We start from the raw sequence: 16,594 nt of genomic DNA on the forward strand, positions 1-16,594 counted from the left end.
AATATGAAAAATAAAAAAGGTGGCTTGAGCCACCTTTTCAATTGAATCATTGCCCATCAAATTTAGATTTTTTTGATTAAGCAGTAATAGAAGCCATCACCACGATCTGTTTCTGGGAATAACTGACGACCATGGACTTGTTCAATACCCCAATCTGCCTCAATTTTAATTTCTTCAGCATCTGAGTGTGTAGTGAAGAAATCAATCATTTGCTGCTCATTTTCAGCTTTTAAAATCGAACAGGTAATGTAAAGCAATGTGCCACCGACTTTAAGTTGTTGCCACATATTTTCAAGAATGGCTTTTTGCAATTCTACAGTTTTGGCAATGTCATTTGATTGACGTAATAAACGAATATCTGGATGACGACGCATCACACCAATAGCAGAACAAGGTGCATCAAGCACAATACAGTCCACCTCAGAAGGGGCTTGCCAAGTTGTTGCATCGGCTGCCAAGATTTCAACATCTGCGTATTCATTTAAACCTAAGCGTTCTAAATTTTCTGCAACACGAACCAGGCGTTTCGAATCCTGATCAATCGCATACAACTTTTTAGGGCTATATTTTTCTAAGATATGCGCTGTTTTACCACCAGGTGCAGCACAAGCATCAACAACAACTTGACCTTCTAAATTAGGCAATAAAGTCGCGCAAAGTTGTGCATGTTCATCTTGTACCGAAAAACCACCTTCTTCATAGCCAGGTAGATTCGGAATATGTACGTTTTGTTCGAGCACAATACCTACGTCTGAAAGTTCACATAGGCGTGCTTCAAAGCCATCCTCATGTAAAATTTCAAGATATTCAGCACGGCTGACTTGATTGATATTTACACGTAAAGTCAGTGGGGCAGTTTGCTTTAAATGATATGAAATTTCAGGAAGTTGTTCTTTCCAGTCTTTCTTTAAGCGCTTGAATAACCAACTTGGTAAACCATGTGCTTGCTCAAGACCTTCACTAAATTCCTCTGTTTCACGTGAAACTCGACGCAAAATCGCATTGACTAGACCACTAAGTGGTTCAAAGCCCAGTTGTTTTGCTGCTGTCACTGTTTCTGAAATAGCAGCATGCGCTGGAATACGCGTACATAAAATTTGGTATAAACCTAAATATAAGCAGCTTTCTACAGCTGCATTATCTAAAGGCTTAGTCAGTAAAGGCAATGTGATGGCTTTAAGACCATGCCATTGACGTAAACAACCCAAAGTGAGTTCATGATACAAACCACGATCACGTTCAGACACAATATTGATATGCTGATTTAAAACAGATGCCAATGATTGACCATTTTGTACAGCTAGAAGTGTTTTTACGACTTGTGCACGCAAATTCAAATTTTTAGATGATGATTGAATTTGGCTCATGCGAATATATATCCTACAGATAGTTTTTGTGTTTGATTAATTTGAACAGCATTTAAAGGCTTACCACCTGGCCATTGTAGATGGGTTAAGCACACGGCTTTACCATCTCCGCATAAGACATGGACACCTTGTTTATCGAGTGCAATCACTTCGCCTGCCTGAGCAGTATTTGATGTTTGAGTAGACAATAATGAATTCCAAACACGTAGATTGTTGCTTTCATCAAGTGGCGTAAATGCCACTGGCCACGGGTTAAATGCACGGATATTTCGGTCAATGTCGATTGCTGTTTGCTTCCAATCGATCTGTGCTTCAGCTTTAGAAAGTTTATGGGCATAAACCGTGAAAGCTTCGTCTTGTACTTCACGATTTTCTAAATAATGTTTCAGCGTTTCTTCAGTTTCTAATATTTGAACCAATGCATCAGCACCTTGTTGTGCCAATTTGTCATGCAGTGTTGCAGAGGTATCTGTGGCTTCAATCGGGCAGAGGGTTTTCAACATCATATCGCCGGTATCTAAACCCGCTGCCATTTTCATGATGGTCACGCCAGTTTCTTGATCACCTGTAGCAATTGCACGTTGAATGGGTGCAGCACCACGCCAGCGTGGTAGTAAAGAGCCATGAATGTTGAGACAGCCGTATTTCGGAGTATCTAAAATCACTTGAGGTAAAATGAGACCATAAGCCGCAACCACCATGACATCGGCATTTAAAGCTGCTAATTCTTTTTGTGCAGCTAAGCCTTCTTCCGTTGAAGATTTAAAATGTAGAGGTTGATACACAGGTAAATTGTGTTCTAGAGCCAATTGTTTAACCGCTGATGCTGTCAACTTTTGACCACGCCCAGCTTTACGGTCTGGCTGAGTATAGACAGCGACAATTTCATGTTCGGTGTTTAACAATGCTGCTAAAGCATTTGCTGCAAATTCAGGAGTTCCAGCAAAGATGATTTTCACATGTAGGCTCTATAACTAAGAAGCTTTCTATTATAGCAAAGCTCAGTTCAGCTGTTAAATTTTGAGTTTTATTTTCATCATTTATATTTAAATAAAATAAAAAACACGAATTTAAAATAATGAAAAACATTATAAATAAAATTAAAAATATAATTAATTTATATTAAAAAGAATAATAAAAAGTGTAATTTATTTAAAGTAAGAGTTTAATAAATATATATATTTAATTTTTTTATTGGTATGAATAACAAAAAAGTAGAATAAAATTTGATTTTTAATGTTTAAAAATTGATGAAATTGTACGAATGATGTTAAATAAAAATATATTAATTAATAGATCTATTTCATAAGTGGTTTTTTGCTATTTGAAATTTATGATGAAAATTCGAACTCCTTACACAAGATAAGAAGCAAAGCTTTTAAAAGGGAGAAGTAATTCAAGCATTGCCCCTCTTAAAATTAAATTATCATATGATTTATAAGGACTTTTGTTAAAAATTTAAATGCTAATCAATAATCATTCTTGAAAGAACTTTAAGAGAACGAAGATTTTAAAAAAAGATTCAAAAATCTGTAGAAATTAAAAACAAAAGAAAGCCCATGGGGAAATATAAATGAATAAAGTCTATAAAGTGATTTGGAATTCAACTCTAGAGACATGGGTGGCTGTTTCTGAGCTGGCAAAAGGAAAAACGAAATCTTCAAAAGTGAAAGCGATTGTTGGAACTGTCAGCGTTTCAATGATGGTAACTTTTAGCCCAAGTATTGGTGCTGCGTGGATTAACACAAGTACTGGTGGCGGTAATAATCCTAGTGGTACTGCATACACAACAGGCTCAAGTAGTTCATCTATAGCAATAGGGAATGGTGTTTATTTAGCCTCTGCTCCAGGTGAGAAATCAATTGCTATTGGTGGTAATTCACTTGCATCAGGTAATGGATCTATTGCTATAGGGGACTCAGCTAGAATAAGTACTTTATCTAATGTGAATCCTGAAGGCGCTATTGCTATTGGACGCAACACAGTTGTTTATGGTTCAGGGAGTATCGCACTTGGAGATGGTGCCCAAGCATCGGGTGGCTATCAGGATATAAACTCAATTGCGATAGGGAAAAATGCTAGAAGTTGGGGACAAAGCTTTGCTTTGGGAACGGAGGCATCAGCAGACTCGGCGACTTATGATGTCAATGATAGTAGTGTGGCGATAGGGGCTAAATCTAAAACAACATCCTTAACTACACAAGCTGTAGCTATAGGTGTTAATGCTGAAGTTACGAGTAGAATTGCTGGTTTAGCCATTGGTAGTGGTGCAAATGCTTCACAAAACTATAGTACCGCTATTGGAGCATCTGCAAATGCTTCGGCTGACAATGCTATTGCTATTGGTAAACAGTCTATAGCATCGGCTACGAACTCAATTTCCATAGGTGACAGCAGTGCTTCAGCAAATTATTCAGTAGTTCTTGGTTCTGGATCTAGTGCTACAGGGAATAACTCTTTATCTTTGGGGCGGACGAGTGAATCGAGTGCTGATAACACTATTTCAATAGGAACCTCTGCTAAAGCAACAATAAAACAAGCTATTGCAATTGGTGCTGATTCTAAAGCTCAACAAGAATTTACAACAGCAATAGGTAATGCTGCTTCATCCACTGGGAAATATGCAGTAGCGATCGGGGGGAATGAATCAGATAAGGCTGTAAAAGCAAGTGCAGACGGGGCTGTTGCAATTGGTGGAAATGCTACAGCAGGTGCTCAGGCTACGGGTATTAACTCAGTGTCTATTGGGGCGGAATCACTTGCTAGTGGTGACAATACAGTTGCGATAGGACTAAATACTCAAGCTATTGCTAATAATAGTATTGTATTAGGATCCAATGCAAAGTTAACCTCAACTGAAGCTATAAGATCTGTGGCGATAGGGAATAATGCTAGTGTAACTAATATGGACTCTGTTGCAATAGGTTATAACTCGCAAAGTGTGGGTAATGGTGCTTTTGCAATAGGAGCGAGTAGTTTAGCTACAGGGAACAATGCTTTTTCAATAGGAACTTCTTCTCAAGCAACATTCAAAAAAGCTGTCGCAGTCGGTGGTGATGCAAAGGCTCAGCAAGAGTTTGCTACAGCAATAGGTAACGCTGCTTCATCCACAGGGAAATATACAGTGGCAATTGGGGGGAATGAAACAGATAAGGCTGTAAAAGCAAGTGCAGATGGTGCTATTGCTATTGGTGGAAATGCTACAGCAGGGGCAATAGCATTAGGAAATGATGCTATAGCAATTGGGGGGCAATCACAATCTACAGGTAGTGGTTCAATTGCTATAGGCATCGCTTCTTATACCAAGGGTAATAATGAAACAGCCGTTGGATCGAACGCTAAAGCTTCAGGTAATGCATCATTAGCGATGGGTTACAATAGTAATGCCTTAGGTGCTGCGTCATCCGCTATAGGTAATGGCGCAGCAGCATTAGGTAATGCATCTTTAGCATTTAGTGGTGGTGCTGGAGGGAAGGAGCTTAAAAATATTACTCTTCAAAAAGATAATAATAATAATGATGTTCCTTATTACAATAATGGACTAAGACAAATTGTTTTAGATAAAGTTTACGACACTGGCGATACCAAGATAAAAGGCGTGGCAAAAAATAATGGAAATGGTTCGGCAGCAGATTTTGTTTTCACACTTGATTCTGGAGGAAAAATAACTAGCGTAGACTTTACTGTAAATGGAGTTTCAAAAAGTTTAACCGGAGAAAAAGCTTTAGCGATTTACAATGCTTTGTCTTCTGGTGCAGCAATAGCATTAGAATCAAATTCAACAGCCATAGGATATAGCGCTTTATCTACAGGTAATGCTTCAAATGCTATTGGTGCTGGTGCAACTGCTGCAGGAGACTCTTCAGTCGCTTTAGGTCGAGCATATAGTGAAGGTTTGTATTCTGTTGCAATAGGATATGGCGCTCAAGCGCTTGGTAATCAGTCTATCAGTATTGGTAAAGGTAACATTGTTAAGGGAGATAACTCAGGTGCGATAGGAGACCCAAGTACGATTAATGGAAATAACTCATATTCTGTTGGTAATAATAATAAAATAGCGACTGGTACTACAGATGTTTTTATTCTTGGAAACAGTGTTGATATCGATAAGTCTTATGCTGTGGCTTTGGGAACTCAATCTGATGTTACGCAAGTGGGTGGTGTTGCTTTAGGTTATCAATCTATAGCTGATAGAGCAGCTGGAACGGCTGGCTACGATGTAGCAAAAAAAGCGAATTCTACAAATACATCCTCTACATGGAAGGCGACAAATGCTGCAGTTTCCGTAGGTAATGGAACCATAGTCACCAGACAAATCACCAGTGTGGCAGCAGGAACAAATGATACTGATGCTGTTAATGTAGCTCAGTTAAAAGCATCGGGTCTCAAATTTTCAGGAGACGCTTCAAGTGGCGTAAATAACGATTTTACACGTTTGCTTGGAGAAACAACAAAAATTACAGGAGGTGTAACCTCTCCAAGCTTGCTAACAGATAATAATATTGGTGTTGTATCAAATGGTGTAGATACTTTAACCGTCAAACTAGCTAAAAATATTAATTTAGGTGCACAAGGCAGTATTCTGGTTGGTTCAACATCTATCGTAAATGGTGCGGTTACAGGTTTAAGCAATACCACTTGGACGGGAACCAATGTTCAAGCTGATCGAGCGGCAACGGAAGGTCAACTTCAACAAGTCTCTCAAGCACAGATTGAGACTAATAATACTGCTGTGAAATATGCAACCTCGGAACAAAATGGCAATACGGTTGTTGATTATCAAAATATTGTCCTTGCTGCACCTGAGGCTATTGTTTCCAAGGATGCAACGACCAATAAAATCTCCACCACAGGTGGTACAACCATCAGTAATTTGGCAAGTGCAGGTGACTACACCAATGTCGATAATGCGACCAAAGCGGTCAATGCGGGTGATCTAAATAATGCTGTATTAGATGTGGTAGATAAAGGTTTAACCTTTACTGCAAATAGTGGTACTGCGCATAAGGCAACCCTGGGAACCAGCATTTCAATTAAAGGCGCTGAAGACAATAGTGCATTTAGCACACGAGTCTGATCAGGGTAAAAACATTTATACCCAGGTGGAAACAGATGGCACCATTCGTATTGGATTGGCAAATAATCTAGATTTAGGTGCACAAGGCAGTATTCTGGTTGGTTCAACATCTATCGTAAATGGTGCGGTTACAGGTTTAAGCAATACCACTTGGACGGGAACCAATGTTCAAGCTGATCGAGCGGCAACGGAAGGTCAACTTCAACAAGTCTCTCAAGCACAGATTGAGATAATAATACTGCTGTGAAATATGCAACCTCGGAACAAAATGGCAATACGGTTGTTGATTATCAAAATATTGTCCTTGCTGCACCTGAGGCTATTGTTTCCAAGGATGCAACGACCAATAAAATTTCCACCACAGGTGGTACAACCATCAGTAATTTGGCAAGTGCAGGTGACTACACCAATGTCGATAATGCGACCAAAGTGGTCAATGCGGGTGATCTAAATAATGCTGTATTAGATGTGGTAGATAAAGGTTTAACCTTTACTGCAAATAGTGGTACTGCGCATAAGGCAACCCTGGGAACCAGCATTTCAATTAAAGGCGCTGAAGACAATAGTGCATTTAGCACCGAGTCTGATCAGGGTAAAAACATTTATACCCAGGTGGAAACAGATGGCACCATTCGTATTGGATTGGCAAATAATCTAGATTTAGGTGCACAAGGCAGTATTCTGGTTGGTTCAACATCTATCGTAAATGGTGCGGTTACAGGTTTAAGCAATACCACTTGGACGGGAACCAATGTTCAAGCTGATCGAGCGGCAACGGAAGGTCAACTTCAACAAGTCTCTCAAGCACAGATTGAGACTAATAATACTGCTGTGAAATATGCAACCTCGGAACAAAATGGCAATACGGTTGTTGATTATCAAAATATTGTCCTTGCTGCACCTGAGGCTATTGTTTCCAAGGATGCAACGACCAATAAAATCTCCACCACAGGTGGTACAACCATCAGTAATTTGGCAAGTGCAGGTGACTACACCAATGTCGATAATGCGACCAAAGCGGTCAATGCGGGTGATCTAAATAATGCTGTATTAGATGTGGTAGATAAAGGTTTAACCTTTACTGCAAATAGTTACTGCGCATAAGGCAACCCTGGGAACCGCATTTCAATTAAAGGCGCTGAAGACAATAGTGCATTTAGCACCGAGTCTGATCCGGGTAAAAACATTATACCCAGGTGAAACAGATGGCACCATTCGTATTGGATGGCAAATAATCTAGATTTAGGTGCACAAGGCAGTATTCTGGTTGGTTCAACATCTATCGTAAATGGTGCGGTTACAGGTTTAAGCAATACCACTTGGACGGGAACCAATGTTCAAGCTGATCGAGCGGCAACGGAAGGTCAACTTCAACAAGTCTCTCAAGCACAGATTGAGACTAATAATACTGCTGTGAAATATGCAACCTCGGAACAAAATGGCAATACGGTTGTTGATTATCAAAATATTGTCCTTGCTGCACCTGAGGCTATTGTTTCCAAGGATGCAACGACCAATAAAATCCACCACAGGTGGTACAACCATCAGTAATTTGGCAAGTGCAGGTGACTACACCAATGTCGATAATGCGACCAAAGCGGTCAATGCGGGTGATCTAAATAATGCTGTATTAGATGTGGTAGATAAAGGTTTAACCTTTACTGCAAATAGTGGTACTGCGATAAGGCAACCTGGGAACCAGCATTTCAATTAAAGGCGCTGAAGACAATAGTGCATTTAGCACCGAGTCTGATCAGGGTAAAAACATTTATACCCAGGTGGAAACAGATGGCACCATTCGTATTGGATTGGCAAATAATCTAGATTTAGGTGCAAGGCAGTATTCTGGTTGGTTCAACATCTATCGTAAATGGTGCGGTTACAGGTTTAAGCAATACCACTTGGACGGGAACCAATGTTCAAGCTGATCGAGCGGCAACGGAAGGTCAACTTCAACAAGTCTCTCAAGCACAGATTGAGACTAATAATACTGCTGTGAAATATGCAACCTCGGAACAAAATGGCAATACGGTTGTTGATTATCAAAATATTGTCCTTGCTGCACCTGAGGCTATTGTTTCCAAGGATGCAACGACAATAAAATTCCACCACAGGTGGTACAACCATCAGTAATTTGGCAAGTGCAGGTGACTACACCAATGTCGATAATGCGACCAAAGCGGTCAATGCGGGTGATCTAAATAATGCTGTATTAGATGTGGTAGATAAAGGTTTAACCTTTACTGCAAATAGTGGTACTGCGCATAAGGCAACCCTGGGAACCAGCATTTCAATTAAAGGCGCTGAAGACAATAGTGCATTTAGCACCGAGTCTGATCAGGGTAAAAACATTTATACCCAGGTGGAAAACAGATGGCACCATTCGTATTGGATTGGCAAATAATCTAGATTTAGGTGCACAAGGCAGTATTCTGGTTGGTTCAACATCTATCGTAAATGGTGCGGTTACAGGTTTAAGCAATACCACTTGGACGGGAACCAATGTTCAAGCTGATCGAGCGGCAACGGAAGGTCAACTTCAACAAGTCTCTCAAGCACAGATTGAGACTAATAATACTGCTGTGAAATATGCAACCTCGGAACAAAATGGCAATACGGTTGTTGATTATCAAAATATTGTCCTTGCTGCACCTGAGGCTATTGTTTCCAAGGATGCAACGACCAATAAAATCTCCACCACAGGTGGTACAACCATCAGTAATTTGGCAAGTGCAGGTGACTACACCAATGTCGATAATGCGACCAAAGCGGTCAATGCGGGTGATCTAAATAATGCTGTATTAGATGTGGTAGATAAAGGTTTAACCTTTACTGCAAATAGTGGTACTGCGCATAAGGCAACCCTGGGAACCAGCATTTCAATTAAAGGCGCTGAAGACAATAGTGCATTTAGCACCGAGTCTGATCAGGGTAAAAACATTTATACCCAGGTGGAAACAGATGGCACCATTCGTATTGGATTGGCAAATAATCTAGATTTAGGTGCACAAGGCAGTATTCTGGTTGGTTCAACATCTATCGTAATGGTGCGGTTACAGGTTTAAGCAATACCACTTGGACGGGAACCAATGTTCAAGCTGATCGAGCGGCAACGGAAGGTCAACTTCAACAAGTCTCTCAAGCACAGATTGAGACTAATAATACTGCTGTGAAATATGCAACCTCGGAACAAAATGGCAATACGGTTGTTGATTATCAAAATATTGTCCTTGCTGCACCTGAGGCTATTGTTTCCAAGGATGCAACGACCAATAAAATCTCCACCACAGGTGGTACACCATCAGTAATTGGCAAGTGCAGGTGACTACACCAATGTCGATAATGCGACCAAAGCGGTCAATGCGGGTGATCTAAATAATGCTGTATTAGATGTGGTAGATAAAGGTTTAACCTTTACTGCAAATAGTGGTACTGCGCATAAGGCAACCCTGGGAACCAGCATTTCAATTAAAGGCGCTGAAGACAATAGTGCATTTAGCACCGAGTCTGATCAGGGTAAAAACATTTATACCCAGGTGGAAACAGATGGCACCATTCGTATTGGATTGGCAAATAATCTAGATTTAGGTGTGCAAGGCAGTATTCTGGTTGGTTCAACATCTATCGTAAATGGTGCGGTTACAGGTTTAAGCAATACCACTTGGACGGGAACCAATGTTCAAGCTGATCGAGCGGCAACGGAAGGTCAACTTCAACAAGTCTCTCAAGCACAGATTGAGACTAATAATACTGCTGTGAAATATGCAACCTCGGAACAAAATGGCAATACGGTTGTTGATTATCAAAATATTGTCCTTGCTGCACCTGAGGCTATTGTTTCCAAGGATGCAACGACCAATAAAATCTCCACACAGGTGGTACAACCATCAGTAATTTGGCAAGTGCAGGTGACTACACCAATGTCGATAATGCGACCAAAGCGGTCAATGCGGGTGATCTAAATAATGCTGTATTAGATGTGGTAGATAAAGGTTTAACCTTTACTGCAAATAGTGGTACTGCGCATAAGGCAACCCTGGGAACCAGCATTTCAATTAAAGGCGCTGAAGACAATAGTGCATTTAGCACCGAGTCTGATCAGGGTAAAAACATTTATACCCAGGTGGAAACAGATGGCACCATTCGTATTGGATTGGCAAATAATCTAGATTTAGGTGCACAAGGCAGTATTCTGGTTGGTTCAACATCTATCGTAAATGGTGCGGTTACAGGTTTAAGCAATACCACTTGGACGGGAACCAATGTTCAAGCTGATCGAGCGGCAACGGAAGGTCAACTTCAACAAGTCTCTCAAGCACAGATTGAGACTAATAATACTGCTGTGAAATATGCAACCTCGGAACAAAATGGCAATACGGTTGTTGATTATCAAAATATTGTCCTTGCTGCACCTGAGGCTATTGTTTCCAAGGATGCAACGACCAATAAAATCTCCACCACAGGTGGTACAACCATCAGTAATTTGGCAAGTGCAGGTGACTACACCAATGTCGATAATGCGACCAAAGCGGTCAATGCGGGTGATCTAAATAATGCTGTATTAGATGTGGTAGATAAAGGTTTAACCTTTACTGCAAATAGTGGTACTGCGTATAAGGCAACCCTGGGAACCAGCATTTCAATTAAAGGCGCTGAAGACAATAGTGCATTTAGCACCGAGTCTGATCAGGGTAAAAACATTTATACCCAGGTGGAAACAGATGGCACCATTCGTATTGGATTGGCAAATAATCTAGATTTAGGTGTGCAAGGCAGTATTCTGGTTGGTTCAACATCTATCGTAAATGGTGCGGTTACAGGTTTAAGCAATACCACTTGGACGGGAACCAATGTTCAAGCTGATCGAGCGGCAACGGAAGGTCAACTTCAACAAGTCTCTCAAGCACAGATTGAGACTAATAATACTGCTGTGAAATATGCAACCTCGGAACAAAATGGCAATACGGTTGTTGATTATCAAAATATTGTCCTTGCTGCACCTGAGGCTATTGTTTCCAAGGATGCAACGACCAATAAAATTTCCACACAGGTGGTACAACCATCAGTAATTTGGCAAGTGCAGGTGACTACACCAATGTCGATAATGCGACCAAAGCGGTCAATGCGGGTGATCTAAATAATGCTGTATTAGATGTGGTAGATAAAGGTTTAACCTTTACTGCAAATAGTGGTACTGCGCATAAGGCAACCCTGGGAACCAGCATTTCAATTAAAGGCGCTGAAGACAATAGTGCATTTAGCACCGAGTCTGATCAGGGTAAAAACATTTATACCCAGGTGGAAACAGATGGCACCATTCGTATTGGATTGGCAAATAATCTAGATTTAGGTGCACAAGGCAGTATTCTGGTTGGTTCAACATCTATCGTAAATGGTGCGGTTACAGGTTTAAGCAATACCACTTGGACGGGAACCAATGTTCAAGCTGATCGAGCGGCAACGGAAGGTCAACTTCAACAAGTCTCTCAAGCACAGATTGAGACTAATAATACTGCTGTGAAATATGCAACCTCGGAACAAAATGGCAATACGGTTGTTGATTATCAAAATATTGTCCTTGCTGCACCTGAGGCTATTGTTTCCAAGGATGCAACGACCAATAAAATCTCCACCACAGGTGGTACAACCATCAGTAATTTGGCAAGTGCAGGTGACTACACCAATGTCGATAATGCGACCAAAGCGGTCAATGCGGGTGATCTAAATAATGCTGTATTAGATGTGGTAGATAAAGGTTTAACCTTTACTGCAAATAGTGGTACTGCGCATAAGGCAACCCTGGGAACCAGCATTTCAATTAAAGGCGCTGAAGACAATAGTGCATTTAGCACCGAGTCTGATCAGGGTAAAAACATTTATACCCAGGTGGAAACAGATGGCACCATTCGTATTGGATTGGCAAATAATCTAGATTTAGGTGCACAAGGCAGTATTCTGGTTGGTTCAACATCTATCGTAAATGGTGCGGTTACAGGTTTAAGCAATACCACTTGGACGGGAACCAATGTTCAAGCTGATCGAGCGGCAACGGAAGGTCAACTTCAACAAGTCTCTCAAGCACAGATTGAGACTAATAATACTGCTGTGAAATATGCAACCTCGGAACAAAATGGCAATACGGTTGTTGATTATCAAAATATTGTCCTTGCTGCACCTGAGGCTATTGTTTCCAAGGATGCAACGACCAATAAAATCTCCACCACAGGTGGTACAACCATCAGTAATTTGGCAAGTGCAGGTGACTACACCAATGTCGATAATGCGACCAAAGCGGTCAATGCGGGTGATCTAAATAATGCTGTATTAGATGTGGTAGATAAAGGTTTAACCTTTACTGCAAATAGTGGTACTGCGTATAAGGCAACCCTGGGAACCAGCATTTCAATTAAAGGCGCTGAAGACAATAGTGCATTTAGCACCGAGTCTGATCAGGGTAAAAACATTTATACCCAGGTGGAAACAGATGGCACCATTCGTATTGGATTGGCAAATAATCTAGATTTAGGTGTGCAAGGCAGTATTCTGGTTGGTTCAACATCTATCGTAAATGGTGCGGTTACAGGTTTAAGCAATACCACTTGGACGGGAACCAATGTTCAAGCTGATCGAGCGGCAACGGAAGGTCAACTTCAACAAGTCTCTCAAGCACAGATTGAGACTAATAATACTGCTGTGAAATATGCAACCTCGGAACAAAATGGCAATACGGTTGTTGATTATCAAAATATTGTCCTTGCTGCACCTGAGGCTATTGTTTCCAAGGATGCAACGACCAATAAAATTTCCACCACAGGTGGTACAACCATCAGTAATTTGGCAAGTGCAGGTGACTACACCAATGTCGATAATGCGACCAAAGTGGTCAATGCGGGTGATCTAAATAATGCTGTATTAGATGTGGTAGATAAAGGTTTAACCTTTACTGCAAATAGTGGTACTGCGCATAAGGCAACCCTGGGAACCAGCATTTCAATTAAAGGCGCTGAAGACAATAGTGCATTTAGCACCGAGTCTGATCAGGGTAAAAACATTTATACCCAGGTGGAAACAGATGGCACCATTCGTATTGGATTGGCAAATAATCTAGATTTAGGTGCACAAGGCAGTATTCTGGTTGGTTCAACATCTATCGTAAATGGTGCGGTTACAGGTTTAAGCAATACCACTTGGACGGGAACCAATGTTCAAGCTGATCGAGCGGCAACGGAAGGTCAACTTCAACAAGTCTCTCAAGCACAGATTGAGACTAATAATACTGCTGTGAAATATGCAACCTCGGAACAAAATGGCAATACGGTTGTTGATTATCAAAATATTGTCCTTGCTGCACCTGAGGCTATTGTTTCCAAGGATGCAACGACCAATAAAATCTCCACCACAGGTGGTACAACCATCAGTAATTTGGCAAGTGCAGGTGACTACACCAATGTCGATAATGCGACCAAAGCGGTCAATGCGGGTGATCTAAATAATGCTGTATTAGATGTGGTAGATAAAGGTTTAACCTTTACTGCAAATAGTGGTACTGCGTATAAGGCAACCCTGGGAACCAGCATTTCAATTAAAGGCGCTGAAGACAATAGTGCATTTAGCACCGAGTCTGATCAGGGTAAAAACATTTATACCCAGGTGGAAACAGATGGCACCATTCGTATTGGATTGGCAAATAATCTAGATTTAGGTGTGCAAGGCAGTATTCTGGTTGGTTCAACATCTATCGTAAATGGTGCGGTTACAGGTTTAAGCAATACCACTTGGACGGGAACCAATGTTCAAGCTGATCGAGCGGCAACGGAAGGTCAACTTCAACAAGTCTCTCAAGCACAGATTGAGACTAATAATACTGCTGTGAAATATGCAACCTCGGAACAAAATGGCAATACGGTTGTTGATTATCAAAATATTGTCCTTGCTGCACCTGAGGCTATTGTTTCCAAGGATGCAACGACCAATAAAATTTCCACCACAGGTGGTACAACCATCAGTAATTTGGCAAGTGCAGGTGACTACACCAATGTCGATAATGCGACCAAAGTGGTCAATGCGGGTGATCTAAATAATGCTGTATTAGATGTGGTAGATAAAGGTTTAACCTTTACTGCAAATAGTGGTACTGCGCATAAGGCAACCCTGGGAACTAGCATTTCAATTAAAGGCGCTGAAGGCAATAGTGCATTTAGCACCCAGTCCGATCAGGGTAAAAACATTTATACCCAAGTGGAATCGGATGGAACGATTCGTGTTGGACTTGCAAATAATGTGGATCTTGGTGCCAACGGAAGTGTGCAAGTTGGAACTACGAACGTAAGTAATGGTTCGGTAACAGGACTGTCGAATACCACTTGGACGGGAACCAATGTTCAAGCCGATCGAGCGGCAACTGAAGGTCAATTACAAAGTGCCATCAATCAAGTTAATAATGAAATTAATCAACTGACAGATGGCGTGGTTCAATATGATCGTAATCCAGATGGTAGTGTCAATAAAAATAGTATTACGCTTGGGAATGGTACAGATGCAACTACGATTACCAATGTCGCTCAGGGGAATGTGACTGAAACATCTAAAGATGCGGTTAATGGCAGTCAGCTTTGGGGTGTCCAGCAGCAAGTAAATCAAAACCGAACCGACATTGACAATATCCAACAAAGTATCAATAACGGCAGTATTGGTTTAGTGAATCAGGTGAATTCGACTTCAGATATTACAGTTGCGAAAAATACTGCGGGTAAAGTGGTCAATATTACGGGAACTGATGGTGAACGTATAATTACCGGGCTCGACAAAGGTGCAGTTAATGAAAGCTCAACACAGGCAGTGAATGGTTCACAATTAAATACAACCAATCAGGCGCTGGTTCAGTATTTGGGTGGAGGAGCATCTTATAGCAATGAAACCTTTGAAGCACCAAGCTATTATGTTGGTGGAAATGCTGATGCTTATCGTAATGTTGGTGATGCAATTAACGCACTTGATCAAGCTAATCAGAATACAAATAGTCGGATTGATAATATTGTCACCAATATTGAACAGTCCTTCTATAACACCAATAAACGCATTAATGATATTGAAAAGCGTGCAAATGCGGGGATTGCAGCGGCAATGGCAATGGAGTCTGCTCCTTATGTTGCAGGTAAATTAAGCTATTCTGCTGCTGGGGCATACCATGGTGGTGAAAATGCTGTAGGGGTGACTTTACGTAAGACTGCAGACAATGGACGTTGGTCAATGACAGGCGGTATTGCAGCTGCATCACAGGGTGATCCAAGTTTCCGAATTGGTATTAGTGGTGTCATTGATTAAGGTTTAAATTTAGGAGGATCTGTTGAGATCTTCCTTTCCTTTTTTAGTTTTCTGGGGATAAAAATGAAAATAACTAAAAATTTACTAAGAGTGATTTTACTTCCTAGCTTACTTATATCTATCTGTTCTATTGTAAATGCAACAGATGAAGACAAGAATATTATTTTCCCAAATCCACAAAAAAGTTATTTAAAACAGGTTCAGCGTTATCAATTGGATCAAGTACAACTTTTGGATTTAGGTTTAAATAAAGATCAAATCCGTTTTATTTTAGGAAATCCACATTTTTCAGAAGGATTATTTAATGTAAAAATTTGGAATTATGTATTAGATATTTGGCAACCTAGTCAACAAACTTATAAAAGATGTCAGCTAAGAATAGATTTCGATAATCGTTACTTAAGTAAACGTTTATCTTGGAAAGGAGAGTACTGTCAGGGACTTATTGATAGGATAGCAAACACTGCATCTTTATTTTTTTATTTTGATCAATCAGATCTAGAGAGTATTAAAAATTTTGAACAAATTAAAAAAATTGCTGAGAAAATCAATTCTAACAATAACATTGAAGCTGTAAATGTATCGGTATATTCAGATCCATTAGGTTCACACAGTTACAATCAGAAATTACTAAAAAAACGGGCTGAGACCGTAAAGACTGCATTAATTCAGCATGGTGTAAAGGAAAATCGAATTCAGTTGAATTCAATGGTGCAAACAGACCAATTTAGTCAGTGTAAATCTAATTATAAAAAACATGAACAAATTGAATGTTTTGCTCCCAATCGTAGAGTATATATCCAATGGTAATGAAAATTTTGAAGCA

General features: G+C 40.4%; 14 protein-coding genes and 1 pseudogene. 13 read left to right on the forward strand and 2 right to left on the reverse strand.

Annotated features, from left to right (window positions below; all coding sequences use genetic code 11):
• Window positions 1-62 precede the first annotated feature (62 nt).
• Together rsmB and fmt are read right to left on the reverse strand one after the other, a co-directional pair.
• Window positions 63-1,367 (reverse strand): 16S rRNA (cytosine(967)-C(5))-methyltransferase RsmB, encoded by a 1,305-nt coding sequence (gene rsmB, locus G8E00_RS00230; protein ID WP_166012948.1) that lies wholly within the window; start codon window positions 1,365-1,367, stop codon window positions 63-65.
• Entirely contained in the window at window positions 1,364-2,326 is a 963-nt protein-coding gene (gene fmt, locus G8E00_RS00235) for a methionyl-tRNA formyltransferase (protein ID WP_166221205.1), read from the reverse strand. Before fmt ends, rsmB begins: the two co-directional genes overlap by 4 nt.
• Before the next feature lie 614 nt (window positions 2,327-2,940).
• On the opposite strand from fmt, the gene G8E00_RS00240 reads away from it, so the two are divergent.
• From G8E00_RS00240 to G8E00_RS00300, 13 genes and pseudogenes are all read left to right on the forward strand, one after another.
• Window positions 2,941-6,444 carry an ESPR-type extended signal peptide-containing protein gene (locus G8E00_RS00240; protein WP_166221207.1) on the forward strand — a complete coding sequence of 1,168 codons (3,504 nt, stop codon included), beginning with the start codon at window positions 2,941-2,943 and terminating at the stop codon, window positions 6,442-6,444.
• Window positions 6,422-6,691 carry a hypothetical protein gene (locus tag G8E00_RS00245; protein ID WP_166221209.1) on the forward strand — a complete coding sequence of 90 codons (270 nt, stop codon included), beginning with the start codon at window positions 6,422-6,424 and terminating at the stop codon, window positions 6,689-6,691. Before G8E00_RS00240 ends, G8E00_RS00245 begins: the two co-directional genes overlap by 23 nt.
• Window positions 6,688-7,548, forward strand: coding sequence for a hypothetical protein (locus G8E00_RS00250; RefSeq protein ID WP_166221211.1), 861 nt, complete (start codon window positions 6,688-6,690; stop codon window positions 7,546-7,548). Before G8E00_RS00245 ends, G8E00_RS00250 begins: the two co-directional genes overlap by 4 nt.
• Window positions 7,549-7,668: 120 nt before the next feature.
• A complete protein-coding gene (locus G8E00_RS00255) occupies window positions 7,669-7,995 on the forward strand; it encodes a hypothetical protein (RefSeq protein WP_166221213.1) in 327 nt (108 codons plus the stop codon).
• Window positions 7,949-8,158 carry a hypothetical protein gene (locus G8E00_RS00260; protein WP_166221215.1) on the forward strand — a complete coding sequence of 70 codons (210 nt, stop codon included), beginning with the start codon at window positions 7,949-7,951 and terminating at the stop codon, window positions 8,156-8,158. Before G8E00_RS00255 ends, G8E00_RS00260 begins: the two co-directional genes overlap by 47 nt.
• 116 nt (window positions 8,159-8,274) lie before the next feature.
• Window positions 8,275-8,577 (forward strand): hypothetical protein, encoded by a 303-nt coding sequence (locus G8E00_RS00265; protein WP_166221217.1) that lies wholly within the window; start codon window positions 8,275-8,277, stop codon window positions 8,575-8,577.
• Between the two features lies 1 nt (window position 8,578).
• Window positions 8,579-8,848 carry a hypothetical protein gene (locus G8E00_RS00270; protein ID WP_166221219.1) on the forward strand — a complete coding sequence of 90 codons (270 nt, stop codon included), beginning with the start codon at window positions 8,579-8,581 and terminating at the stop codon, window positions 8,846-8,848.
• Complete coding sequence (locus G8E00_RS00275; protein WP_166221221.1) at window positions 8,838-9,509, forward strand: hypothetical protein; 672 nt, start codon at window positions 8,838-8,840, stop codon at window positions 9,507-9,509. Before G8E00_RS00270 ends, G8E00_RS00275 begins: the two co-directional genes overlap by 11 nt.
• A gap of 104 nt (window positions 9,510-9,613) precedes the next feature.
• Window positions 9,614-9,769, forward strand: a complete 156-nt coding sequence (locus tag G8E00_RS00280) for a hypothetical protein (RefSeq protein ID WP_166221223.1) — start codon at window positions 9,614-9,616, stop codon at window positions 9,767-9,769.
• Entirely contained in the window at window positions 9,753-10,406 is a 654-nt protein-coding gene (locus tag G8E00_RS00285) for a hypothetical protein (RefSeq protein WP_166221225.1), read from the forward strand. Before G8E00_RS00280 ends, G8E00_RS00285 begins: the two co-directional genes overlap by 17 nt.
• Window positions 10,340-11,581, forward strand: a complete 1,242-nt coding sequence (locus G8E00_RS00290) for a hypothetical protein (protein WP_166221227.1) — start codon at window positions 10,340-10,342, stop codon at window positions 11,579-11,581. Before G8E00_RS00285 ends, G8E00_RS00290 begins: the two co-directional genes overlap by 67 nt.
• Before the next feature lie 3,137 nt (window positions 11,582-14,718).
• Window positions 14,719-15,768 (forward strand): annotated as a pseudogene (locus G8E00_RS16510) (YadA-like family protein); the annotation flags it as partial.
• A gap of 63 nt (window positions 15,769-15,831) precedes the next feature.
• A complete protein-coding gene (locus tag G8E00_RS00300; RefSeq protein WP_166221233.1) occupies window positions 15,832-16,578 on the forward strand; it encodes an OmpA family protein in 747 nt (248 codons plus the stop codon).
• The last annotated feature ends 16 nt before the right edge of the window (window positions 16,579-16,594 follow it).

Origin of the sequence: Acinetobacter shaoyimingii (assembly GCF_011578045.1) — a bacterium.
Lineage (GTDB): Bacteria > Pseudomonadota > Gammaproteobacteria > Pseudomonadales > Moraxellaceae > Acinetobacter > Acinetobacter shaoyimingii.

Excerpts from the sequence above, each read along its gene's own strand:
- G8E00_RS00260 (WP_166221215.1), top strand. The coding sequence starts at position 7,949 with ATGCAACGACCAATAAAATCCACCACAGGTGGTACAACCATCAGTAAT.
- rsmB (WP_166012948.1), bottom strand. The coding sequence starts at position 1,367 with ATGAGCCAAATTCAATCATCATCTAAAAATTTGAATTTGCGTGCACAA.
- G8E00_RS00240 (WP_166221207.1), top strand. The coding sequence starts at position 2,941 with ATGAATAAAGTCTATAAAGTGATTTGGAATTCAACTCTAGAGACATGG.
- G8E00_RS00300 (WP_166221233.1), top strand. The coding sequence starts at position 15,832 with ATGAAAATAACTAAAAATTTACTAAGAGTGATTTTACTTCCTAGCTTA.
- G8E00_RS00255 (WP_166221213.1), top strand. The coding sequence starts at position 7,669 with ATGGCAAATAATCTAGATTTAGGTGCACAAGGCAGTATTCTGGTTGGT.